We start from the raw sequence: 23264 nt of genomic DNA on the forward strand, positions 1-23264 counted from the left end.
ATAATGTCATCAAGCCTTAAATATGTTTCTCTCTACGAAAATAGTGGGTATGGAATTGCCGCTAAACTGTATTTAAAAGCACTATTGAATTCCGATATCGATGTGACATGGACACCAATGGTCCGGGGGAAAGGTATCGGAATGACCTATGAACCCTATCAAAAAAGTGAAATTGGAGAGTCTGAATTAGATTCCATTTGCAACAAACCTATTGAATATGATACCGTTCTTGTTCATACGATCCCGGAATTCTTTTCTTATTGGAGAGAGCAAGAACCCGATAAATATTTAATCGGTTACACAGTATGGGAAACCACAAAACCACCCGATCACTGGAAAGATCTCATCAACCAGTTAGATCACCTGTTGGTACCGACCCTGTGGAATAAGAAGATATTTCGTGAGCATGGTATCATCATTCCGATCGATGTTTTACCACATATGTCGGAATTCGAGGGAATTCCATTACAGAACGAAGAGCTGCTTGATGAAACAAATGACCGATTCCTGTTTTACATCATCTCAACATGGACAGAGCGCAAGGCAATTTGGAAATTGATTGATGCTTATGTGAAAGCTTTCAATAAGAATGACCATGTTGAATTGTTGATCAAAACATCAAAGGGAGATATGCGAAATCCCAGGAATATTCTTTTAAGATATTTAGGATATACATATCAACCTGTTCGAAAAACGTTTAAAAATTATTTGAAACGATTTAATAATCATCCTAAAATTTCACTTGTTGCAGATGAATCGATGTCCAAAGAATATATCCATCAATTACATACAAGAGGAGACTGTTATGTTTCTTTATGCAGGGGAGAAGGGTGGGGCATCGGTTCTTTTGAAGCTGCCAGATTTGGCAAACCGGTGATTATGACGGGTTTTGGCGGACAAACTGATTACTTACAACCGGAATATTCCTGGCTGGTTGATTATGAACTGATACCGGTTGTTGATAAAAATGCACCCAAATCTTACGGATCCGATCAAAACTGGGCAGAACCGAATATAGAGCAGGCTGCTGAATTCATGCGGTATGTTTATGAACATCAAGAAGAGGCAAAACGGAAAGGAGAGAAGCTAAAGGAATATGTTATGGAGAATTTCAGCAATGAACGAACCGCCGGGAAGCTCATTCAATTTTTAAGATCTGTCTGAGAAATCAAGCTATTTTTGATATGAACCCACAGCTTTTTCAAACAGATCGATCATTCCGGAAATACACTTTTCGGTTGAAAAGATTTTACTTCGCTCGAGTCCTTTTTGAACGAGTTCGTCTCGGAATGCCGGGTTATTTGTAATCTTTTTTAGTCCTCCGAGCATACTTTCGTGGTCCAAAGGATCAACGTATAGTACTGCATCTCCGCCAACTTCAGGGATTGAGGAGTTGTTCGCAGTGATGACGGGACACCCGTTAGCCATCGCCTCGATGACGGGAAGTCCAAAACCTTCATAAAGAGTGGGATATGAAAGGCAAAGGGCGTTTTTATAAAGAGTTACCAATTGTGCATTGGTTACATTTTCCAACACTGTGATCTGTTTTAAAACCCTGATTTTTTCATAGAAATACTTTTCATAGGGTGAAATCTGGCCGGTGACGATTACCTTCAGGTCAGGATTTTCATGTAAAAAAGGGGAAATCGCACGGATCCATGCCCAGAAATTTTTCCGTCCCAAGCGGGACCCTAAAAACAGTATATATCGCTCCGGCAGATGTTCCACCGGAACCGGATCGGTGTCCAAAAAATTGGCAAGATAAACAGTGTGAGTTTTTTCCCGGTCTGTGAGGTACAGGTTGCACAAGTCGTTTTGAGTATAGTTGGAATTGCATACTACAATTTCTGCGTGGTCGGCCAGGAATCCCAGGGCTTTTGTATCGCGGGGTTGATCCACAAAGGTGTGGTTCCCACGGGCAATCTGCATTGTGTCGTGTACAGTCATGACATAGGGCTTTTTCTGTATATGATCCAAAAACTCCGATTCAAACGTTGGAGATGTTATATAAACCAGATCGTAATTCAGGTTTTCGAGTGCCCTGTAATAATCTTTTTTTAAACGATGTAATCTGTACCGGTTTCGAACGAATTGCAGTTTTGGATGAAGGATATTATCTAAAAGGGAGTTCTGCCCGGCAATATTTTCAACAATTGATCGATTTGGATAAACAATATCAATCCCTGCATCGGGTAAGCCTTTAAAGAGAGTTGAATAGTAGCTTTTCATGCCGGAATACCCCAGCATGAAAACCTGGGGATCAAAAAGAATCTTCATGATTTCATGTTAATTGTAATTAAGCATCCATAAAGAATTACGTTGCAATACATTTTTTCAATACTTTCTTCAACAACTTATTTAGCCGCATTAATTTTTTGAACATATTAAGTAATGATACCAAATCATTTTCATTTTATTTATGGGTTGAAAGAGCAGAATAGTCCATTCCACTTAATGTACTATCTCTGTCTTAAAACCTGTATTGAGATCAATAGCCCTGAAAAGATCTATTTCTACTATGAGCATGAACCGTTTGGCGTTTACTGGGAACTGATTAAACCGGAACTCACCCTTGAAAAAGTTTCAAGAAATCAATTTGTAGATAACTTCAAATACCGGAAAATCGGCAGAAAAGATCTCAGTTATGCACATCATGCTGATTTTATTCGTCTTGAAAAATTGCTTAAAAAAGGAGGGGTTTATGCAGATATGGATACACTGTTTGTAAAAAAACTCCCATCATACTTATTTGATAAACCATTTGTATTAGGACGGGAACCGGATATCTATTCAGAATCAACAGGAGAGAAACAGCGCTCACTTTGTAATGCCCTTATTATGGCTGAACCAAATGCAGAGTTTGCACAAAGATGGTTTGATGATATGCAAAATCACTTCGACGGTTCCTGGAGCAATCATTCCACAGTGTTGCCGCAAAAGCTGAGTGAAGAATTACCGGATGAGATCCATATTGAACCTCAAACAAGTTTTTACCATTTTGAATGGACAAAGAGTAACCTGAAGGATCTGTTTGAAAGAGATGTTGGCGAGCTTCCGGGGGTCTATTCAATTCATCTGTGGAAACATTTGTGGTTTTCATCCTGGAAGAATGATTTTTCTTCCTTCAATGGTAAACGTCTTGATGAAGAGTATGTCCGTTCGGGGTCAACAACGTATGCAAGGCTTGCAAAACCGTTTCTTCCTTCAGAAATGGAATTAAAGGCTGTTGGCAAGGTGCCAATTGGTAAAATTATTTATAAGAAGACAAAAGAAAGCGTTGAAAATATCAGGCTTATTTTTACGAGGGTTGCAGCAAAAATTCAATATCTGTTGAAGTCATAATGGCTCAAAAAAATATTCTTTTTATTACACCCGTTTTACCATCATTGAACGGAAGGGGGAGAAATTTCCGGGCCTTCCACTGGGTCTGGCATTTGCAAAAGACCTGGAGTGTCTCCGTGTTATGTACCTCAATTTACGGGAAAGATCTGTTTAGGGATGAAGAGAGCCTGGCAAAACTGGATTGCAGTATATACCATTCAAATCACGCCTATTCTAAATTTCAACGTTTTACAAATCTGCTTTCCGGTCAGCCCAGCACATGGAACTCAATCGGAAAAATTATTGAAGAGGAAGCGGTAAGACTGGATATTCCAAAACCCGATGTTATTCTCTGCTTCAGGATGTTGAACGCCCCGATTGCACTGCATTTACAGGAAAGATGGAATATTGAAAAGATCTGGCTGGATATTGATGAAATTGACTCCCGAGTACGGTTTGATATTGCGAACCGAATGGCATCAGAGGGATATTATTTCCGGGCGGTAAAGGAACGGGTTGAAGGCTTCTTCTACGCCATCCAGGAAAATAGCCTGATCCCTGAATTTGACAGGATTTATGCTTCGACGATTGAAGAGAAAAACTCTATAGACCGAATGGGTTTCGGTGTCCAAACCGAAGTGAAGCCGAATATGCTTCCGGTTTCGAATAGAGTTACCTATCAAAAAACAGATGACAATCCCTACACTTTTATGTTTGTGGGTGATTCCAATTACTTTCCCAATTTGGATGCGATTGACCGGATTCTCTTTGAGATTGTTCCGGGTTTGGAGAAGATCGCACAAGTGCCGTTCCGATTTGTAATTATTGGCGGTGATCTCGGAGAAGCTCAACAGCAACAAATTCGGAAATACGATTCAGTTGTCTATCACCAGGATGTTGACGATTTGAAGGCTATTTACGACCGCTCGAATGCAGTTGTGGTTCCGTTGCGGGTGGGCGGGGGCAGCAGCCTCAAATTCCTGGAGGCTCTGAGCCGTCTAAAACCAGTGGTAGCCACGCCGGTTGGTGCTCGCGGATTTGGAGTAAGAAATGGTGAACATGCACTGATCGGTGAATCTTCCGGTGAGCTGATTCATCACTGTAATCATTTGATAAGTGACATGGATTTAAACCGGAAATTGTCTGAAAAAGGATACCAATGGTTTTTAGATCATTATTCATATGAGATTAATGTGAAAGCAACCAAAGAAACAGTGAACAATAGTCAACCCGGTTAAACATGAGCAGCAAAGAGCAAATATGGCGGCTGCTCCCGAATATTTTTAAAAAGTTATACCTGAAAATCAAGCCAACCATTTTAAATGTTTGGAATAGAGATAACGCCGAGGAAGTCTTTACGGAAATCTATAAAAAGGATTTATGGGGCAAAGCAGATGAGGGCTATTTTTCCGGGATCGGCTCATTGAATGATCTCATCGTTTCAAGGTATGTGAATACAATAACTGAAGAAGCTGACAGACAGGGATTCAGAGACAAAACGTTTGTTGATTTGGGGTGTGGTGATTTTAGGGTCGGACAACAGCTGGTACCGCTCAGTTCAAAATATATAGCTGTTGATGTGGTAAAACCTCTAATTGAATACAATCTTAAAAAATATGCCGCTGAAAAGATTGAATTCCACCATTTGGATATTGTAAATGACGAACTTCCGGAAGGGGAGGTCTGCTTTGTCAGACAGGTCCTGCAGCACCTGTCGAACCAACAGATCAAAAAAATATTAGAAAAGCTCGACATGTACAAGTGGGTTTACATTACAGAGCACTATCCACGAGAAAGTAAAAATATCCGCCCGAATGTGAACAAGGTACCGGACTTAAAAATCCGGTTAGAATATCAGTCCGGCGTTTACTTGTCTGAGCCGCCATTTAATGTACCATTAAACAAACTAAAGCAAATTCTTGAGGTTCCGGCTACAGGAAAAGAAGGAGATGACTCGATCGGTGTGATCCGAACTATTTTGTATATGCCAAATGCTTGATGGACTGAGTGCGAATAATTTAGCTTGTACCCAAAACTGTACCCAAATTTTGGGGAAATCGACTTCACTCACTCCGTTTTGTGTGGCAGATTACTCATCCCTTTGCAGCTGAAGAAAAGAATAGAAGCGGATCTCACGACTCAGATCTCAAGACTAAAACAGTACCCGGAGTGGGACTCGAACCCACACGATATCGCTACCACCGGATTTTGAGTCCGGCGCGTCTACCAATTCCGCCATCCGGGCAGAAGAATTTTAAATATAAGGCTTTAGCCAATACTTCTTCAAAGTAGTTTTGTTCTTTTTTGTGGACTTTTCTTATTTACTGTTTAAAAATGAAGAGGATTGATACTGCTTGTTTCAACTTCGAGTGTTGGTTTGATTTGCTCCGTACCAACCCCGCAAAATTGGAGAGTTGATGTATAAGAGATAAGGATTCGATATAGACTCGTTTCACTGCTCAGCTTGCCATCTCGAAGTCCAGCACCGGTACATAGAAAATTGAAATACAATCATTGACTCGAAGCCGGTGCTTCACGGTGGCGTCACGAAGGAGGACCTTCGTGACGAGGTAAAAAAGCGAAGTTGAGATTTAATGTTGTGTTCTCCTCTGTGCCTCTAATTTTTTCCGCCTTTTCTGCTTAGAATCCCACGACTATTAATCTTTCTCCTCCTTTTTATCTTTTTCATGTCCCGGACGGGTACGCGATGGAGGATCACTGGCCGGAAAGGTTTGACGAAGCTCTTTGTTTAACTCATTCTTTTCTTTTTGAGTTTTCTCCTCATTCTTTTTTTGATTGTCTTTCTTGTCATTCATAACGGTCCGCTTATTTATTTGAATAAAGTTCTGATGTCTATACAATAGTAACATGAGTAATAATTAAAGAATTCGAAAAGTTGATCAACAAGGTTTCTCTAAACCAATTTCGAACGAACTCCATAAAACTTGGTTTTTTAAGCAAAGGGGGATAGACTATCTCCATTAACAAAAAAAGCCCCTGATCCATATCAAAATCAGAGGCCTTTTCTATTACATCAGTCATTACCTATTCTTCGGGTTCAGCACTCATAGCCGGGTTTAGTTCCCAGACTTCATCGTAGGTATCTTCTACGGCCAGGTCCATTATGCGGAGCCAATCGTCCCAGGCGGGTTTGCCATGGACTTCTTCAAACGTAGAGCGGAAATTAGGGTTTTCATCCAGCTCACCCCAGCTGTTCATCGGCCAATCTACTGTAAAATGACGTCCTAAATTACCCTGCTGAAAGGCATTCCACCACACAATCCAGGGATTATCTCCCTCCATCGCTTTCACAGTCTCACTGATTTTTTTCAATGCATCTTGAATCAAAAATAGATAATCCCCGGAGATTGTATTCACTCTCATAAAATGCATACTGTAATCTCCTTCTATAGGGTTAGAGAGATCCTGGTCCATTGTCCAGTATTCCACGGTTCCAACATCGTCAATCAGCGGCAGCACTTCATTCACCCAGTGCTCATTGTGTTCATCGCTGGACGGACGGTTGTCAAGATCGGCAAAAGAGGATAGAGGTCCCATCACCAACATCATCTTGCCGGCATCAGGTCCCGATGTAATCTCAAAAACGAAAGCTGAATAGGGTGCTGTGTTATGAAAGGTTCGGTTATGTTCCTGCATGGCATCCTGCAGTTCTTGTAAAGTGTTCAGGTCCGGTGTTAACATTACGGACTCATACATTATGGTTTCTTCCTCTTCCTCGTCTTGTGCAAATAGACTGTAGGGAATGAGTAGAAGAAGTAATATTAAGATTGAGATCTGTTTCATAACTATTTTTATTTGTTCATGGTTAGTTCCGGATACCGCTGGATCTGAGTTATTACCCGCTTTATCATCACGATCTTTTACATTATCTATGAAAGAAAAGGATACCCCAACGGTATGGATCTGTTTGTTCTGCAAACTATTCTCTCTGCTTTTGAAATGATTGTACTTTTTAACCATATATTTGGACTTTTTAGATGTTTAAAATCTTCTTGTCCAACAATCTATCCGGAAGTGTGAATTCTGCCTGGAAGGGAGATGAATTTGGTAGAGTTTGCAGAAGTGATCTCTTTATTAAGAATCAGCGTATCTATAAACAGATGAATCACTTAAGATCGGTAGATTTAAAAGCAATGACAGACCACTTGATGAGTTCCGAGAGACAGGAAGTAGAAGTGTTTTTTCAGGTGAGATGTTCCGAAAGAAGACATTCGGAGGATGGTAAAACTTATCTCGAATCGACGGCTTCTTTGTAAAGTCGGATTAATTCAGCCCGTTTAATTTTTTGAGTAGCGGTTCTTGGTAGTTTACTGATGATGATAAACTCTTTCGGCATTTTGTAACTTCGGAGTGAGTCTCTCAATCCTTTTTCAATCTCCTGTTTATTCAGCTCTTCACTATTTTCTTTCAAAACAAGAAACGCTGTTACTTTTTGTCCCCATTTTTTATCTGGAATTCCAACAACGGCCGATTCTTGAATGCTCGAAAATGAGTTCAGAATCTCCTCAACTTCCACAGGATTTACATTCTCCCCACCGGTTAAAATCAGATCTGTTCGCCGGTTTTCAATAAATAGCTGCCCTTTTCGGTTGGTATGTCCGTAATCGCCCGTGTAAAACCAGCCCTCATCATCAAAGTAATTTTGGTTGATCGATTCCTCGATGTACCCGTCAAAAATCTGTGGTCCCTTCAGCCAGATATGTCCGGATTCATTGTAGAGAACAGTCACATTCTTATCGTTTCGAATCTCAATTTCATTCGGTTCAAATACAGGCCCTACACTTTTTTTGGGAATATACATTCCGCCGCTTCTCAGCATAGGATTGGCTGCAATCTGGGCACATGTTTCCGTCATACCGTAACTGCAAACTATGGGGAGCCCCCGGGTTAAAGATCTGTTAATGAGATCCATGGAGATCGGCCCGCCGCCCAGTAGAATGGCTTTGAAATTAAAATGAACCCTGAAAAATGAATCTTCCATCAGTTGCACCAGCATTGTCGGTACCATAGAAGCCACTTCGAATGACTCTTTATCTTGCAGCAGCTCCCGGATCTTTTCCTTCTCAAAAGATGCTACCAGGTAGATTGCCGAATGATATAATACAGATCGATAGATAACATTAATGCCACCAACGTGATTTAAGGGAAGGCAGAGCAGCCAGTATTTGTTATTCCCGGGTTTAAAATTTTGTGCTGATGAGGATGCTGCAAACAGAACTTGCCGCCGTTTTACCGGTACTATTTTCGGAATGCCCGTTGAACCGGAGGTAAGAAAATAACCCGCTATCTGTTCAGGTTGATCAAGGATTAGTTCAATGGATTCATACTGTTCATCAAACCTAAATGCCTCTTCAGGAAGTTCCAGTTGTGGATATTCATTCAGAAGCTCAAAAGAATTATTCTTATTCATGTAAACAGCCGAGGGTTTTACCTGATCCAATACACTTTCAATCTCATAGGTAGAAGTTTCCGGATGAATCGGCAGGATCGGTATTTTCAGTAGGAAGGAGGCTGCAATTAAAAAAACTGTCTCAATTGAACTGTCGGCTACTATCAAAAGAGGTTCCTTTGCCCCCGGTTTGATATTTTTAAATTGAGCTTGAATTCGCTTACAAAACTGGTAGAGATTTTTGTAGGTGAAATTTTCGGTTTCTGTTGATAGAAAAGTCAGGTTCTGTTTTGGTAAATCGAATGTTGGAACACTGTATTGGCTCCCCATCATGCTGTCTATCCCAATTTTTTTAAATAAGATGTTTTTATCTGGCTGAATATATCAATGGCAGGATTTTTCGGGAGATTCTGTATCGATCCGTTCTCGATTTTAAAATCCGGCAATAGATCATCAGCTAAAAGATGTCCGGTATGTAAACCATGTCTCATCTGAGGGTCGCCAATCAGAGAAGCTGTTGAGGCTGTCATTGTGCGACCAATTCTCGACTCGAGCGTTGTTGTAACGACTATACGTTTAAAGCTACTTCTGAATTGTGAAATTGTTTCATGGATCTCCAAAATATTTCCCAATACCATCGGTTTGACGATAAGTACAAGGTTGGGGTACAGGGCAAGAGCTGTTTTTAACCGGTTGATCGTAAAAATGGATTCATCCAGTGCAATCGGGAAAGGAGACATTTGCTGAACTTCTTCGATCTCGGAAAGCTCGTTGATCTTACAGGGCTCTTCAATATATTCGATCGGAAGTTGCTCCAGCTGGCCAAAGATTTCTTTTAGTTCTGATGGTGGCCAGGATTGGTTGGCGTCGAGCCGGAAATAAATATCTGGATGATCTTTTTGAATTGAACCGAGAAGAGATGCGAGCTCATCAAGCGGATGGGGAGCTTTTATCTTCAGTACCTTGAACCCTTTTTTGATGGACGACTGGATTTGATTTTTCATCTCCCGAATAGAAGCATGGCCGATAACATCATTAATAAGAATTTCCTGGGGCGGTTTTTTATCAAACAGATGATAAATCGTTTTTCCCTGTCGCTTCGCCAAGATCGAAAGACTCAAATAACTCAACCCACATAGAATGGACGGTAGATTCAATTCGCTGACTTCATTCAAATCACGAATGTTTTGCATTGTGAAATTCCCTCTCAGAAAATCCACAATCCATCTCTTTTGATCTAATAGAGATTGCCGGACATCCCCAAACGTTTCCCTGGAAAAACCCGGAAGGGGAGAGGCTTCCGAAACGAAATCAATATTGTTTTCATGGTAATGAATAAGAACTCCTTTTCGGTTTTTAAAATCAGACGAGCCGGTTTTAAATGCAGATCGGAATGGAAGTTCATATTCAAATAGTTGAAGCATATTTACAGGATTATTCCAATGGAAAAAAGGAGACCAAACAGAATCATAAACTGTGCAGTGCGTTCCAGGGTTTTGTTTAGCTCTTTTTTATCATCGTGATAGTAGACTTGTTTAATCAGTCTCCACCCAAGCGGGAGAGCCAGGTAGGGCAATATAATTGCGATACCGTATCCATAAAAATGATAGAAAATTACAGGGATAAGAAAAGCTAAAAAAAGCAAAGCCAGATACTCCATTTTCAACATTTTTTCCCCAAACAGAACTCCAAGTGTTCTTTTGCCCGATACTCTGTCTTGATGGATATCCCGAAGGTTATTAACCACAAGAATATTTACGCACAGGGCTCCAACGGGTAGTGAGGCAAGAAACGATGTTGTGCTCCATTCCAGTGCGTTTACGTAATAGGTTCCCATCACTGCAATAATGCCGAAAAAGATAAAAACAAAAATATCGCCAAGGCCATTGTATCCAAGTGGATAGGGGCCGCCGGTGTAGAGAATGCCAAACAGAAGGGATAGGATGCCGATGATCAGGATTATCCATCCGCCCACCCAAACCAGGTATAAACCGATTAAAAAAGCCAGGGCCATTGTAATGTATGTTGCAGTGAGCATTGCCCGGGGTGAGATGAGCCCGAGAGCCGTAGCTCGTTCAAAACCGATTCGATCATCCGTATCAGCTCCTTTTTTAAAATCGTAATAGTCGTTTGCAAAGTTGGTGCCTACCTGGATGAGCAGTGCACAGAGGAGTGCAACGATTGTAGTATCGAGCCGAAAAGCGTAGTGACTCCAGGCAAGTGAAGCCCCCACCATGATTGGAACAATGGATGCCGCAAGGGTTTGGGGACGTGCAGCGCTCAGCCAGGTACTAATTTTGGATCTCTTCAACCGGTTCTTATTGTTTGACGTCTGTGGATAATTTATTCAACATAAAATACTGAATAATAAAGTCCCTAAAAATGTTCGGTTTGATTTGGTTTTTGAATTTATGACTTTATGAAAGTAAAATAGGAAGCGCTTTTTCTTTAAATAAGTAAGGAAAAATTTAAAATAATAGATTAAAGTTAGTTGTTAATATTTTTTTGACTAAAATATTTTATAAAATCAATTTTGATCAATATCTTACCAGCCATTTGTGGCGAAACCGAATTAATAAGTTAAAAACTTTCTTTCGGTTTAAGCTCAAACCAAATTATTAAAGGTTAACTCAATTAAACATAAACTAACTAAACTCATATGGCGTATTCCAAACTTGAATATATCTGGCTTGATGGAAACAAGCCGACTCAGTCATTAAGAAGCAAGACTAAAATTGTTCACGATTTTAGCGGAGAACTTGAAGATTGTCCTATTTGGAACTTTGACGGAAGTTCAACCGGACAGGCTACAGGAGAATCCTCAGACTGCCTTCTGAAACCCGTTGCAATTTTCCCCGATCCCGATAAGGAAAACGGGTATCTCGTTATGACAGAAGTACTAAATGCAGATGGATCCCCGCATGCAACGAACGGCAGAGCTCATATCGATGAGGAAGATGAAGATTTTTGGTTTGGATATGAGCAGGAGTACTTCCTTGTTGATCCTGAGACAAACATGCCATTAGGATTTTCAATTAATGGTTATCCTGCACCCCAGGGGCCCTATTATTGTGGTGTTGGTGCAAGAAGCGTATTTGGCAGAGAGATTATCGACGAACATCTTGATATCTGTCTCGAAGCCGGACTGAATATTGAAGGAACAAACGGTGAGGTTGCTGCCGGACAATGGGAATTCCAGATTTTTGCCAAAGGCGCAGCTCGTGCCGGTGATGAGATCTGGGTAGGCCGTTACCTGATTGAACGAACCGCCCGTAAATATGGAATAGCTGTAGACTGGCATCCAAAACCACTCGGTGATACTGACTGGAACGGTTCAGGAATGCATGCAAACTTCTCCAACGGCGCCATGCGAGACGAAGGCGGCGAAGAGTTGATGAAAAACGTTTGCGAGGCATTTGCCAACAACATCCAGGAACACATTGCAGTCTATGGACATGATAACGACAAACGGCTGACCGGTAAGCACGAAACTCAGTCTATTGATAAATTCAGTTACGGTGTATCCGACAGAGGAGCATCTATCAGAATTCCTGTTGGAACTGTTGAAGATGGATGGAAAGGACGTCTGGAAGATCGACGACCCGCTTCTAATGCAGATCCTTATAAAGTAGGTGCACGAATTATCAAGACTGTTCACTCAGCTCTATAAATCAGAGTTCTATTACAGTTACTAAAAATTCAGCCCCGTTTCTAAAATTGGAGACGGGGCTTTTTTTCGATTCGTTTAATTTCTTCTTTGAAGTAAGGAAAGGTCTTGCGATTTTTGTGTCTGCTTCAACTTTCATAAAGCAGATACCCTGTTTTTATGATTGGCGAACTCAGCGATTCGATCACAGGCAGTAGAGAAGAAAATAATTTTATATTAACACCTACCATTTTATGATTCAGATTGATTTTAATTCGATAGTAAGAGAGGCCGTCGAGAGCTATGATGACAGCAGAGAAATTTCCAGCATCATGGATATTAGTGCAAAAGTATCTACAAATCATGTCTATAGAATTAAACTTGAAGATGATAATATTATCATCGCAAAGCTCTCCTATTTTGGAAAGTTCGAGCATTTTGTAGAAGATCACAGCATTATTAATGCACTTGCTACAAATCTTCCTTCGCCGTATGAAAATGTACTGGCTCGTTCTCTTATGAAAGGAAATTCACTGTTTGTGCATCGGCATAAAACAAAATTGATAGATGTATGGGTAGTTTTTTATAAGCCGATGAAAGTAGAAAAAAAATTACCAAAGAGATTAAACGATAAACAGATTAAAAAACTTGGTAAATCAGTTGCAAGATTTCATAAGGCATGCTTTAGTGTAAGAAATACATTACCCGAATCATCAAAAACACTCTCTTCAGATATCTACCATCTGCTTGAAATTATGAAGACGAAAGAGGGGCAGCATGAGTACAGGATGCGCCAGGAGTTGATAAAATCTCAAAGCTGGACTTTCCTGGAAAACCTGGAGCAGTTGGGAATGAGTACGCTCAACCCAATCCCGGTTTTTGTAGACTGGAACATTGGAAATTTCTCTGTCACCTCCGATTTTGAAATCTATTCCCGCTGGGATTATGACTGGTTTCGGGTAAGTACCCGGATTATGGATTTCTACTTCTTCAGTCGTGTCGTTTCGGATATTGGAGATCAGACTGTATTTAGTTATGATATTGACAGGCTGACGGAAGACCGGTTTATCACCTTTTTGAAGGCTTATCACCAGGAAAATCCTCTAAAGGAGAAGGAGATCCGTTTTATGAAAGAGGCCTACAGATTCTTTTTGCTAAATTATGTGGTAAAATACGGCCGGTATTTCTTCCACGAGATTTTTGCTACACGATTGCAGCAGGAAGCCTACGATATTCACCTTCCTGCTATCGAAGAAAAGTTTGATCCGGAACCCATTCTTAAAGCGCTTAATATTTAGTTTAACATTTTATGAATCACGTTTCTTTTTTTCAACAGTAAAAAATTACAAAGCCGTTTTTTTAGATTCCTACGGTGTACTTAAAAATCACCAGGGACTCATTGAAGGAGTTGCAGATACCCTCAATTACCTCCGTGAGCAGGATATAGAACTTCGTGTATTGACGAATGATGCTTCACGGAGCCAGATACAACAGGTGCAAATGTTTGAAGACCTGGGCTTAAAAGGACTTAAAGAAAATGAGATTGTCACTTCCGGAATGTTAGCAAGACAGTTTTTAGAACTGAAAATTAAAAAGGGAAAATTTGCTTACCTGGGAACAGATAATTCAGCCAATTACATCATGCAAAACGGTCTTATTGGAATTCCTGTTTCCGAGGTAGATATTGAAAATAGTACGGATGTAGCGGCTTTTGTTTTTTTAGATGACGAGGGTTTTGACTGGCACCGTGATATTAACAGGACGGTAAATTTCTTAAGGCGAAATAACCTGCCTATTATCGTTGCGAACTCCGATAAATATTATCCTATTTCAAGAGATGATGTTGCTGTGGCAATTGGGGGCATTTCACGGTTGTGTGAATCTGTTTTAAATCAAAAATTTATACGGTTTGGAAAACCCGATTCTCAGATGTTTATGTTTGCATTTGATGATATCAACAAAACCGGCAATTTCGACAAAAGTGATATTCTGATGGTGGGAGATACCCTTCACACAGATATTTTGGGAGGGAACAAATTTGGGCTTAAAACTTTATTGGTGCTTTCCGGGAATACCCGCGGAAAAACTGCCGAGGCCAAAATCAATTCAACCGGGATTATTCCGGATTATATTGCGAACTCTATATTGGAGTAAGTGTCAGACATGGTATTTTTTCTTGCTGGTAATGAAAGCTGAAGTGCTTTCATTAACTCAAACAGAAATCACGTGCCATGCCGCCTCGAAAAATACCATCTCTTCTCCATGCCGAAAAGTTTGCGGCCCAGGCGAGCCGAATTACCGATGTTTCACTCACTCCTAAGCGAAATTTATCCTATTCAGGATTTTGGGCATCACTGGATGTTGTATCTGGTTCTTCCTCTTCAGGTGCCAAAACAATATTCGCAACAGCAACTTGATCCTCTCTTACAGCAACACTCACGGAGTTATTCTGGAACTTATTCTTTCTGGCTTGTATGGAATAACTGCCAACCGGTATTTCATCCAGCCGAAAAGTTCCGTCATCTTCGGTGAGAATAGAATTGGTCGGTGGAGTTGTTGTTATATTAGCGTTATTGATGGGTAAATCTGTTTCACTGTCAATAACCGTTCCCTGAATACTGCCGAAAGTCTCATCTTCAATGGTGACTTTTTCGCAAGAAATTAGTGTAATAAAAATTGAGAGCAGGAATAAAATTCTGTAGTTCATTGCTTTTTTTTAGTGATTCTCACTCCATCAGATGTTTGATGAATATATAATGATTTTTCAGGATCGTTAAAAATGAAATAAAATTCGTTAAAATTAAAGTTCTTTTTTGAAAGAGTATTGAGAGACGCTTTTATCGAGAAAGACTGAATCCAGGGGCCTGGATGGGTAATCAGTTGGTTAGATTCACCAAGGAATTCTACATTTGCTTGCAGTGAATCGCTTCCTGACGTAATTTCTGTATGGTTATTTTCTCCGCTTGATTTAACTGTGACGTTCGTTTTGTTCTTTGAACCGCTCTGAGAAACAGATACGGAATTGCCGCTTCCTTGTTGTGTAACTGTAATTGTATTATTACTGGATTGAGTTTCTGTTGTGTCCGTATCAGCTTCAGAAAACCCTGAATCAAATGTACCTATATTCACCAGCGACAAAACCAGGCAGAAAAAAATGTATGGTATCATTTTGTAAAACAGCGCAACCATCAAAAATTTCTATTTATTAAATATTGTGAGTAAAGTTTAGTAATGTTCGATATGTACAGGTGCACCAGTTCCGTTCTGTATCTATCTAGAGAGGGTTTTCGGTAGGCACAAACTGTTTAACTGTAGCAATATTATTATTGTTTGTCTTGAAAAATTTCTGCACATGCGATAACCTGACATACTGTTAGAAGATGATACTCCCCTGAAATCCTGCAATATGGATGCGTAGTTTTCGTCGCCATACTGATGAATGATAGCTTCCAACTGCGAACCATACTGAACAATTTTTGCTTCATTTTCGTCGCCATCCTGATATATATAAGCAGTAGAGCCGTCATTAGATGAAGCATCGCAAGGCTCAAAGGGAGGAGGACATGGGTTGGCTACTCCCGGTGGGTTGAATGAAGAAGATTCACCGGAACCGTTTTCTTGTAAAATCGATGCTATATTGCTAAAACCGAGTTGGAATATTTGCGCCCAATGGCTGCCCGCCTGTAATATTGAGGCCATATTACTTGACTCGTACTGCAAAATCTCTGCATAAGAGTCAGATAATGAACCATCTGCACCGTTTTTACCCTGAAATGGAATCCCATTGGGCAGACCATCAAACCCGTTTCCAGGGAAATTACCGATATATGAACCATATGTAATATTACCGGGCTCTTGTTGTATGTAACCCTTATGAGATGTGCCAACCTGTTCAATATGAGACTCGTTCGATTGGGCGAATGTCAAACCGGTTGTAAACGCAATGGTAAGGCAAATTAGAATTGACTTGTATGATTTCATGACGATCTTAAATTGGTTATCGTATCAGTGATTAAAAAGGTCTACACAGCTTTCATACTGTGCAGAACAAAATTTGAGTTAATTACTTTGCGTGATTGTAATTATTCCAAATTAAATTGCCTGAACAGCCAATGCTGTGCAGGTCTAAGATTATTAATTCTGAGTAATTGTTGCTGAATTAAAAGATCCATCAACATTCACAAGAGCAGAATTTGAACCCATGGTTTGCGTAACGCTCACGCCGTTTTCATTACCGAAAATGTCAACTGTGGCAGTATTAAAACCTGAATTATTTCCTATTTGAGAAAGTGTTACACTATTAAGATCACCTTCGATGTCTACATATCCGAGAGCATCTTCTTGAGCAGCACCTACGGTGTTCTCATCCCCAATTATATCCAAAATTAATTCATTTGGAATTTTTTGGGCTTCTGCTCTGAGTGAATAAAGACGGTTTAGATCACCAATCATAATCCAATTGCCCACCAAACGCCGTGGTAAAATCTCCAGTAAACTGCTTAACGGCTCCATTATGCTCCACGTTAGCCTGCTGGATGAAAATGTTATGCACAATTATTAGAAATAAAGTTTTTATCATTTGAGTCTTGATTTTATATAACATTTATCGGTTACAGATCAGAGATTATAAGGTCTGATCAAAAATCACAAACATTCATAAGTGCGTTTTTTTTGCTCAGTTAACTTTAATAAATCATTAACATCGTGATTTAAAAAGCCGGCCGAATCTTTCAAATTCATAAAATTGAAAGTCGACCGGCAAATTCAATTATAGATCAGTTTATTTGATTTACCACAGCATCATTCTCATGACCAGTTTGTGCAATGTCTATCATATCACCACTACCACCGTTTTGGTAGGATAGCGCAGCGTTCCAATCACCTGTTTGGAGTATTGTTGAAGAACCATAACCTCTTTCTTGTCCAGCTTGAATTGTGTTGTTATCTCCATCTTGAGTGAAGTCCATTTCATACCGTAAGGATGAAAAACCATCTGCTATTTGAAAAGCACGACCACCGAATCCATATGTTCCACCGCCTGGTACACCTATAATTTTGTTATCATCACCAATCTGTGTAGCATCAAACTCATTCCAGTATTGTTGGTAAACATTTGCAAAGTTTTCTATTCCGTCTTGTAGTATGTTTGCTACGTTGTTTCCTGCGTCTACCTGCTCAACATGAGCTACGTTATCATCTCCCCACTGTTCAATGGTTGTAGCATGGGCGCCTGTAACTCGAAAATCTTGCTTTACAGTTGCAAGATTGTTTACTCCTGAGCCCAGACCACCTAAACCAAGTTGATCTATATCAGCAAAATGACCCTCACCTTCACTAAGTCCAACATCAGAAGTTTGTTCTACATTTGCCGTGTTAAGGTCACCAACCTGATCAATGAAAGCTTCATTGCCATCATCATTCTGATCGACTGTTGCATTATTCTGCCCAAAGGCCATTCCTGCCGTAAAGAGCAGCATTACGAGTAGTGTTGTTAGCTTTTTCATCGCTTATCCTGTTTTTATTTGTTGTTATTTAATGAAACTGCCTGGCTCGGTTTGAGCCAATCAGTACTCACGCTTATGTGTGAGATTCAGTTTAGGAGATGAAAAAGCGCATGGTAACCCAGCACAGAAATATGTATTTTGTCAATGCAAGGCGACGTTGTGGTGTTCACCTCTTACAGTTTTACCTGTAAGATTCCGCAGCGTCGTTTTGCGCTTTTTTCTCCAAATTCTTGTCTATTGATTTATCATTTTTAATAGAAATTTGGTTTTATTAAAAAACTTAAGTTCACGTTCCACTGCTGGTCGTTATACCTGCCCTCAGAAACTCCGTCAAGACCATCTTGTAATAAATACCTGTACTGAGCACTTACCCGTAGACCGAAGTTGTTATTGAATCTAAGATCCAGACCAGTTTCGAAACTTGCAGTTGGAAAAAATTGATCTTCCAGATAGTCATATTTTTTGTCGAAAGCTAAAATCCCTCCCCCTAAACTCATAAATGGTGAGAGATGGTAATTGGGTGTGGCATAGACATTTAATAATAGATCAACACTATTGAGAGGGCTTAAAAAAACTTCATTAACCCCGATTTCACCTCTTTGAAAATTTCCTCTGATTGAGAAGTAATTATTCATGTTTTTCTCGACTTGAATCGCCAAACCTGCTCTTTTACTTGGAGATTTATAGTTCCCAATATGGCTTCCTAAGAGCCCACCAACACCTACTGTAAATCCATCTCGTAACTCTTCCCGGGTATCAAAACCAAAGTAATCTCTTCTCAACCGTTCTTCTTGTTTTTTGCTATATTCGAAATTCTCTTTGTAGGCGAGAACCTCATCATCGTTTTCAGCACTCCATATACCTTCTTCAATGCCTTCCAGAATCAGAAGTTTTACGGCTTCATCAATCGCCTCAGTGACAGCCATAACCGGAGGCTCATTGTATGTGTAACCAGCCTCAGCCTCAAGGAGTCTGTTGGTGTCGATATATCGGAATGCACCGCCCTCTAATTGTTGAGATAGAACGGATTTCGTAGTATGCACTGTTTTTAAAACTCTTCCACTCTGTGTGGATACAGCCCGCAGATAGATCGTCACCTGATCCTTGCGAAACATATTTGAACCACCGGTAGCAAGATATCGCAACCCAGCCCCACCGGTGATCACATTTGTATCATAGCCAATGACGCCGCCTTCAAGCATAACCCCCGCAAATAGCAAAGGAGGAAGGGGGTCAGGTCCTTCCGGGCCGGAATGCTGCTGCCGTATCGATTGAATAATCTGCCGTTCATTTAAAAGGTTGGAGATATTCTCACGCTCAATCGGAACGAACCAGCCGGACTCTTCCATAGATTTTATTAAGATAGACGTGGCACCTTGTGTAACGGCTGTTGACCAGCTGGCTACCCGTTCACTCGGTTTATACTGGCCCGTTTGATCCCGGAACCGGTAAACTGCCGCCACAACTTTTTCCGATGGATCTGGCAGTGATCTGAGTGATTCGTTTGCTTTACTTAATGTGCCGGGAGTTGCTCTTTCGGTATGCATGGGTATCATTGTTCCGGCACAGGAAACGGTAATCAATGAAAGTATAAATATTAATATGTGAGAGATTTTTTGCATTAATCTAAAAATTCGGGATTGTTATGCTGGTTTCATCTCCGGTAAGGATATTGAATATTCGTAATTGAATTCCATCAAGTCCGGGAATGACCTCGATCACAAATTCTCCAAACTCAAACCTGGATTCCTGGATCTCTTCTCCCTCCCCGAATTGCCTGAGCACTAAATCGCGGGTTAATTGTGATAAAACTTGCCGTTGTAGTGAGTTTTTAAAATCCTCAAGGGGATCTCTTTGGAATCTGTTAGAAGAAAAATCCTCCTCGAACAAATTTTGTGTATCAGCAGAACTTTTTAACCATGAATAGTTGCCCGGGTGACCACCAAATGCGGGATTCTTGGGTTCATAAACTAAATCCTGGGCAGAAGTCGAAGCAGCCAAAAGAAACAAAAATGAAATCAGAAAAAGTAAAAATTGAGATGCTTTCATGATTAATAAATTTTGTACTGATGCTTATTTTCTTGCATATAATTGTAGGTGTATTGAACAGCATAGTTAGCAACTTGCTCAATTATCTCATACCGAGGTTGAAGTCTGTAACGAAATACTTGTTCATCATTCACTGACACAGAAACCAGTGACCCAAGTGAAGGTGTGGGTTGTTCCGATATAACAATAGTAAAATTGCTTGAATTTGGAGGCGCTTCCCATTTTTGATAAAAAATATCATAGAAATCACGACCTATTTTTGATCGGGTCTCGTCGGTTACTAATCCATCTAACTCGATAAATATTTGTTGCTCAGCTTTTGCCTGAATTTCTTCTTGCTGTTCAGTGCGTTTTTCGTTGATTAGTGATTCAAAAGCGGTTCTGAATTTTTCAAGTTTGTTCTCTGAACTTGTATCGCTACTCTCTTCCTGCGAGACTACTTCAAGCGAGTCATTAAATGAAGAAATATTCTCTATTTTTTCACAAAATGGATTATTCAGAACTTCAGAAACAGACCACCCCGATTCATTATAGAAATAAACTTTATGAGGAATTTTCAGAACAACTTCTTTATCAAGGGAAGTATTTTCTGAAAATATTTCAAGGTTTGAGGATTTAATGAGATCTATAAAACGAGAACTGCCAAAATAGCCTGAAATGCTTTCTAAAGTTTCGCCCTTGTCAGCTACATATTCTTGATAATTTTGACAAGCAGCCTGGTCGGTTTGTGCCGCAGCATTAGAATAGAAAAGAATGCTTCCAACAAACAACAGCCCAAATAATATGACTTTTAAGCTTAAGTACATGGTTAGATATTTTACCCCTTTGAATGTATTTACCCTTTTCCTCTATTGTAAATTCAATATTATTATAATTAAGTCAAAGACATTAAGTAGGTGATTTCACCTACACTTTTTACCGAACAAGTGTTTAAAGATTAATGACTTATCTATTATAAAATCATTTCACCAAGATGAGATGCTGAATTAGACTTTTTTAATGATTTGAAAAGCTGTTCTAAAGATGGAAAAAGATATAATCTATCCTAAATCTTTGGAGATATACGATTCAAAAAATATGGAGAAACTTGACAGCTATTCAATTCAGAAAGTTGGAATATGAATAAAGATACATTTACTCCACCCACGGAAACTTACTCCAGTCCGGCTTCCTCTTTTCCAAAAATGCATCACGACCCTCTTTGGCTTCTTCGGTCATATAGGCAAGCCGGGTGGCTTCACCGGAGAATACTTGCTGTCCCACAATTCCGTCGTCCACTAAATTGAAGGCGAACTTAATCATCCGAATAGCGGTAGGGCTTTTGCCGAGAATTTCCTGTCCCCACTCAAATGCCGTTTCTTCGAGTTCTTCGTGTGGAACTACTTCATTGACCATTCCCATCTCAAAAGCTTCCTGGGCGGAGTAATTTCGGCCGAGAAAGAAGATTTCACGGGCGCGTTTTTGTCCCACTTGCCGGGCAAGAAGAGCAGAACCAAAGCCACCGTCAAAGCTTGCAACATCGGCATCGGTTTGTTTGAAAATTGCGTGTTCTTTGCTGGCTAATGTGAGATCGCAGGTGACATGAAGACTGTGTCCGCCGCCAACGGCCCAACCGGGAACCACACAGATCACTACTTTGCTCATAAAACGGATCATTCGCTGAATGTCTAAGACGTTGAGGCGCTGTACACCATCGCCGCCTTCATATCCCCGGGCTCCGCGAACTTTTTGATCGCCACCTGAACAGAAAGAGTAAACACCATCCTCGGCCGGTCCTTCACCGGAGAGTAAAATCACGCCGATGGAGGTATCTTCACGGGCATCAATCAAAGATTCCTCAAGTTCAAAAAGGGTTTTGGGACGGAAAGCATTGCGAACTTCGGGGCGATTAAAGGCAATACGCGCTACACCTTCTCTTTTTTTGTAGGTGATATCTTCAAATTCTTTAACGGTTTTCCAGGTACTCATTTTTTACTGATTTAAGGATTGGGTCGATTGAATGTTTTTATCTATTGCAGTTGGTTTTTGTATCTGTTTAGCGTCCTGGCAGAGTGCGATAGCTCCTGCCAGAGTCGCGTGGATCGGTTTTCGAGGGGAATACCTTATCCCACAACTCTGACAGGAACCGAAAAGCACGGTGCTCTGTCAGGTTGTTTGACTTAAACCGCTAAACATGTACTTGGTTTTAAGCAACTGATAAATGATTACTTATTTATAATAACGCGTTTACCGGTTGAGGTTGTTTTGGAGAGTGTCCCCCTTTTGAAGGGGGCAATGGGGGATGATAATTACATGATTTGAGCCAAATACTAAAAATTTGAGTGAAATCAATACTTATCTGGTCATCCCCCTACTCACTCCGTTCGCTTTCCCCCTTCGAAGGGGGACTGTTTCGATATTTTTAATCCAACTGGTAAACGCATTTTTTTGTGTTTTCTTTCCGTCAGCTAAAGCAGACGGAAATAGTAAGTTTTATTCTTAATTTTCATTTAAAATAAAGCAGAAGAATGTCGAATCAGAAATATCTTATCAAACTTTTAATGAATTTTTTAAGATTAGAGTAAGTTCTTCAGGCTGATCTGCATGAACTCGATGACCGGCATTTTTGATAATTTTCAATCTTGAGCGATCCGTTTGTTGGTGGATTTCGCTCATTCTTTCAACATATTTTTCATCGTGCTCACCGGCAATTAGAGTGATGGGAAGATCTGTCTCGTTTAGTTTATCACAAACAGGCGGCATTATACCGGCGCCAAACCCGCGAAGGGAAGCACTCAAAGTTTTAGGGTTCTGGGCCTCCATGATTTTTTTGTACACTGATTTCATTGGATTCGGCGTATGTTTGAAAAGGGGTAAATCCATCCAGTTTTCAATGAAATCATCATAGTTTTGTTCGATCCGTTGAGCTCGTTTTTCATCCAGTTTTTGTCGGTTAATCCTCGCTTTTTCTGATGCAATTCCACAGTGTGAACTTTCAATCATCACCCCGGAAAACAGGTCAGGATGCGATGCAATCATCTGAAAAGCCAGGCGGCCACCCATGCTGTAGCCATACAGATATAAATTATCAACCTGTAATCGCCGGATGATGGAATGAAGTTGTTGAACTTGTCTCTCAGCTGAATAAAATGTTGAATCTGCTGGAGATTCTGTTTCTCCATGTCCGGCAAGATCAATCGTGATTGGATTACAAAACGAATTCAATTCCCTAATAAAATGCTCAAATACCTTTTCACTGCCCATAAACCCATGCAACATCAACAAATAGGGGAGTTCTGGCTCAGACTGATGAACGGTGCAGTGATAGTAAAATGAATCTGAATACAGAAGCATA

Annotated in this window: 23 protein-coding genes and 1 tRNA gene; 7 read left to right on the forward strand and 17 right to left on the reverse strand. The window is 40.3% G+C overall.

What is annotated here, in order from left to right; all coding sequences use genetic code 11:
• The first annotated feature begins 3 nt into the window (after nucleotides 1–3).
• On the forward strand, nucleotides 4–1164 hold the full coding sequence (locus U5K72_09000; protein ID MDZ7718940.1) for a glycosyltransferase: 1161 nt from the start codon (nucleotides 4–6) through the stop codon (nucleotides 1162–1164).
• A 9-nt stretch (nucleotides 1165–1173) separates the two neighbouring features.
• Here U5K72_09000 and U5K72_09005 read toward each other — a convergent pair whose 3' ends face one another.
• Nucleotides 1174–2277, reverse strand: coding sequence for a glycosyltransferase family 1 protein (locus U5K72_09005; GenBank protein ID MDZ7718941.1), 1104 nt, complete (start codon nucleotides 2275–2277; stop codon nucleotides 1174–1176).
• Nucleotides 2278–2391: 114 nt separating this feature from the next.
• Here U5K72_09005 and U5K72_09010 point away from each other — a divergent pair, with 114 nt between their 5' ends.
• The 3 genes from U5K72_09010 (at nucleotide 2392) to U5K72_09020 (ending at nucleotide 5320) form a co-directional block, all read left to right on the forward strand.
• Nucleotides 2392–3342 (forward strand): glycosyltransferase, encoded by a 951-nt coding sequence (locus U5K72_09010; protein ID MDZ7718942.1) that lies wholly within the window; start codon nucleotides 2392–2394, stop codon nucleotides 3340–3342.
• Nucleotides 3343–3458: 116 nt separating this feature from the next.
• Nucleotides 3459–4559, forward strand: coding sequence for a glycosyltransferase (locus tag U5K72_09015; protein ID MDZ7718943.1), 1101 nt, complete (start codon nucleotides 3459–3461; stop codon nucleotides 4557–4559).
• A gap of 2 nt (nucleotides 4560–4561) precedes the next feature.
• Nucleotides 4562–5320, forward strand: a complete 759-nt coding sequence (locus U5K72_09020; GenBank protein MDZ7718944.1) for a class I SAM-dependent methyltransferase — start codon at nucleotides 4562–4564, stop codon at nucleotides 5318–5320.
• 162 nt (nucleotides 5321–5482) lie between these two features.
• Here the strand turns inward: U5K72_09020 and U5K72_09025 are convergent.
• The 6 genes from U5K72_09025 to U5K72_09050 form a co-directional block, all read right to left on the reverse strand.
• A tRNA-Leu gene (locus U5K72_09025) sits at nucleotides 5483–5566 on the reverse strand.
• A gap of 412 nt (nucleotides 5567–5978) precedes the next feature.
• Nucleotides 5979–6137 carry a hypothetical protein gene (locus U5K72_09030; protein MDZ7718945.1) on the reverse strand — a complete coding sequence of 53 codons (159 nt, stop codon included), beginning with the start codon at nucleotides 6135–6137 and terminating at the stop codon, nucleotides 5979–5981.
• A gap of 229 nt (nucleotides 6138–6366) precedes the next feature.
• The gene (locus U5K72_09035) at nucleotides 6367–7125 is read right to left on the reverse strand and encodes a hypothetical protein (GenBank protein ID MDZ7718946.1); all 759 of its coding nucleotides are present in this window, start codon (nucleotides 7123–7125) and stop codon (nucleotides 6367–6369) included.
• 445 nt (nucleotides 7126–7570) lie between these two features.
• The gene (locus tag U5K72_09040) at nucleotides 7571–9064 is read right to left on the reverse strand and encodes an AMP-binding protein (GenBank protein ID MDZ7718947.1); all 1494 of its coding nucleotides are present in this window, start codon (nucleotides 9062–9064) and stop codon (nucleotides 7571–7573) included.
• Between the two features lie 5 nt (nucleotides 9065–9069).
• Nucleotides 9070–10155, reverse strand: a complete 1086-nt coding sequence (locus U5K72_09045) for an enolase C-terminal domain-like protein (GenBank protein ID MDZ7718948.1) — start codon at nucleotides 10153–10155, stop codon at nucleotides 9070–9072.
• A 2-nt stretch (nucleotides 10156–10157) separates the two neighbouring features.
• Nucleotides 10158–11042 carry a 1,4-dihydroxy-2-naphthoate polyprenyltransferase gene (locus tag U5K72_09050; protein MDZ7718949.1) on the reverse strand — a complete coding sequence of 295 codons (885 nt, stop codon included), beginning with the start codon at nucleotides 11040–11042 and terminating at the stop codon, nucleotides 10158–10160.
• 348 nt (nucleotides 11043–11390) lie between these two features.
• Here U5K72_09050 and U5K72_09055 point away from each other — a divergent pair, with 348 nt between their 5' ends.
• From U5K72_09055 to U5K72_09065, 3 genes are all read left to right on the forward strand, one after another.
• Complete coding sequence (locus U5K72_09055; protein MDZ7718950.1) at nucleotides 11391–12401, forward strand: glutamine synthetase beta-grasp domain-containing protein; 1011 nt, start codon at nucleotides 11391–11393, stop codon at nucleotides 12399–12401.
• Between the two features lie 230 nt (nucleotides 12402–12631).
• Entirely contained in the window at nucleotides 12632–13675 is a 1044-nt protein-coding gene (locus tag U5K72_09060; GenBank protein ID MDZ7718951.1) for a hypothetical protein, read from the forward strand.
• The gene (locus U5K72_09065) at nucleotides 13638–14531 is read left to right on the forward strand and encodes an HAD-IIA family hydrolase (protein MDZ7718952.1); all 894 of its coding nucleotides are present in this window, start codon (nucleotides 13638–13640) and stop codon (nucleotides 14529–14531) included. Before U5K72_09060 ends, U5K72_09065 begins: the two co-directional genes overlap by 38 nt.
• 178 nt (nucleotides 14532–14709) lie before the next feature.
• On the opposite strand, the gene U5K72_09070 is transcribed toward U5K72_09065, so the two are convergent.
• The 10 genes from U5K72_09070 to menH form a co-directional block, all read right to left on the reverse strand.
• Nucleotides 14710–15084 (reverse strand): carboxypeptidase-like regulatory domain-containing protein, encoded by a 375-nt coding sequence (locus tag U5K72_09070; protein ID MDZ7718953.1) that lies wholly within the window; start codon nucleotides 15082–15084, stop codon nucleotides 14710–14712.
• Nucleotides 15081–15545 carry a curlin repeat-containing protein gene (locus tag U5K72_09075; protein ID MDZ7718954.1) on the reverse strand — a complete coding sequence of 155 codons (465 nt, stop codon included), beginning with the start codon at nucleotides 15543–15545 and terminating at the stop codon, nucleotides 15081–15083. The genes U5K72_09070 and U5K72_09075 overlap by 4 nt, the downstream gene beginning before the upstream one ends.
• 102 nt (nucleotides 15546–15647) lie before the next feature.
• A complete protein-coding gene (locus U5K72_09080) occupies nucleotides 15648–16358 on the reverse strand; it encodes a curlin repeat-containing protein (protein ID MDZ7718955.1) in 711 nt (236 codons plus the stop codon).
• Between the two features lie 153 nt (nucleotides 16359–16511).
• Nucleotides 16512–16889, reverse strand: coding sequence for a hypothetical protein (locus tag U5K72_09085; GenBank protein MDZ7718956.1), 378 nt, complete (start codon nucleotides 16887–16889; stop codon nucleotides 16512–16514).
• Nucleotides 16890–17152: 263 nt separating this feature from the next.
• The gene (locus tag U5K72_09090; GenBank protein MDZ7718957.1) at nucleotides 17153–17881 is read right to left on the reverse strand and encodes a curlin repeat-containing protein; all 729 of its coding nucleotides are present in this window, start codon (nucleotides 17879–17881) and stop codon (nucleotides 17153–17155) included.
• Nucleotides 17882–18132: 251 nt separating this feature from the next.
• Nucleotides 18133–19428, reverse strand: coding sequence for a CsgG/HfaB family protein (locus U5K72_09095; protein ID MDZ7718958.1), 1296 nt, complete (start codon nucleotides 19426–19428; stop codon nucleotides 18133–18135).
• A gap of 79 nt (nucleotides 19429–19507) precedes the next feature.
• Entirely contained in the window at nucleotides 19508–19930 is a 423-nt protein-coding gene (locus U5K72_09100) for a curli assembly protein CsgF (GenBank protein ID MDZ7718959.1), read from the reverse strand.
• A 2-nt stretch (nucleotides 19931–19932) separates the two neighbouring features.
• A complete protein-coding gene (locus U5K72_09105; GenBank protein MDZ7718960.1) occupies nucleotides 19933–20736 on the reverse strand; it encodes a CsgE family curli-type amyloid fiber assembly protein in 804 nt (267 codons plus the stop codon).
• 328 nt (nucleotides 20737–21064) lie between these two features.
• Nucleotides 21065–21898: a 1,4-dihydroxy-2-naphthoyl-CoA synthase gene (locus tag U5K72_09110; protein ID MDZ7718961.1), complete on the reverse strand. Its 834-nt coding sequence runs from the start codon at nucleotides 21896–21898 to the stop codon at nucleotides 21065–21067.
• Between the two features lie 561 nt (nucleotides 21899–22459).
• Nucleotides 22460–23263 carry a 2-succinyl-6-hydroxy-2,4-cyclohexadiene-1-carboxylate synthase gene (menH, locus tag U5K72_09115; protein ID MDZ7718962.1) on the reverse strand — a complete coding sequence of 268 codons (804 nt, stop codon included), beginning with the start codon at nucleotides 23261–23263 and terminating at the stop codon, nucleotides 22460–22462.
• Nucleotide 23264: the final 1 nt, after the last annotated feature.

The sequence above is a fragment of the Balneolaceae bacterium genome, from assembly GCA_034521495.1.
Lineage (GTDB): Bacteria > Bacteroidota > Rhodothermia > Balneolales > Balneolaceae > Rhodohalobacter.

Excerpts from the sequence above, each read along its gene's own strand:
- U5K72_09000 (MDZ7718940.1), top strand. The coding sequence starts at position 4 with ATGTCATCAAGCCTTAAATATGTTTCTCTCTACGAAAATAGTGGGTAT.
- U5K72_09005 (MDZ7718941.1), bottom strand. The coding sequence starts at position 2,277 with ATGAAGATTCTTTTTGATCCCCAGGTTTTCATGCTGGGGTATTCCGGC.
- U5K72_09010 (MDZ7718942.1), top strand. The coding sequence starts at position 2,392 with ATGATACCAAATCATTTTCATTTTATTTATGGGTTGAAAGAGCAGAAT.
- U5K72_09020 (MDZ7718944.1), top strand. The coding sequence starts at position 4,562 with ATGAGCAGCAAAGAGCAAATATGGCGGCTGCTCCCGAATATTTTTAAA.
- U5K72_09030 (MDZ7718945.1), bottom strand. The coding sequence starts at position 6,137 with ATGAATGACAAGAAAGACAATCAAAAAAAGAATGAGGAGAAAACTCAA.
- U5K72_09035 (MDZ7718946.1), bottom strand. The coding sequence starts at position 7,125 with ATGAAACAGATCTCAATCTTAATATTACTTCTTCTACTCATTCCCTAC.
- U5K72_09040 (MDZ7718947.1), bottom strand. The coding sequence starts at position 9,064 with ATGATGGGGAGCCAATACAGTGTTCCAACATTCGATTTACCAAAACAG.
- U5K72_09045 (MDZ7718948.1), bottom strand. The coding sequence starts at position 10,155 with ATGCTTCAACTATTTGAATATGAACTTCCATTCCGATCTGCATTTAAA.
- U5K72_09055 (MDZ7718950.1), top strand. The coding sequence starts at position 11,391 with ATGGCGTATTCCAAACTTGAATATATCTGGCTTGATGGAAACAAGCCG.
- U5K72_09060 (MDZ7718951.1), top strand. The coding sequence starts at position 12,632 with ATGATTCAGATTGATTTTAATTCGATAGTAAGAGAGGCCGTCGAGAGC.
- U5K72_09070 (MDZ7718953.1), bottom strand. The coding sequence starts at position 15,084 with ATGAACTACAGAATTTTATTCCTGCTCTCAATTTTTATTACACTAATT.
- U5K72_09075 (MDZ7718954.1), bottom strand. The coding sequence starts at position 15,545 with ATGATACCATACATTTTTTTCTGCCTGGTTTTGTCGCTGGTGAATATA.
- U5K72_09080 (MDZ7718955.1), bottom strand. The coding sequence starts at position 16,358 with ATGAAATCATACAAGTCAATTCTAATTTGCCTTACCATTGCGTTTACA.
- U5K72_09085 (MDZ7718956.1), bottom strand. The coding sequence starts at position 16,889 with ATGGAGCCGTTAAGCAGTTTACTGGAGATTTTACCACGGCGTTTGGTG.
- U5K72_09090 (MDZ7718957.1), bottom strand. The coding sequence starts at position 17,881 with ATGAAAAAGCTAACAACACTACTCGTAATGCTGCTCTTTACGGCAGGA.
- U5K72_09095 (MDZ7718958.1), bottom strand. The coding sequence starts at position 19,428 with ATGCATACCGAAAGAGCAACTCCCGGCACATTAAGTAAAGCAAACGAA.
- U5K72_09100 (MDZ7718959.1), bottom strand. The coding sequence starts at position 19,930 with ATGAAAGCATCTCAATTTTTACTTTTTCTGATTTCATTTTTGTTTCTT.
- U5K72_09105 (MDZ7718960.1), bottom strand. The coding sequence starts at position 20,736 with ATGTACTTAAGCTTAAAAGTCATATTATTTGGGCTGTTGTTTGTTGGA.
- U5K72_09110 (MDZ7718961.1), bottom strand. The coding sequence starts at position 21,898 with ATGAGTACCTGGAAAACCGTTAAAGAATTTGAAGATATCACCTACAAA.
- menH (MDZ7718962.1), bottom strand. The coding sequence starts at position 23,263 with ATGCTTCTGTATTCAGATTCATTTTACTATCACTGCACCGTTCATCAG.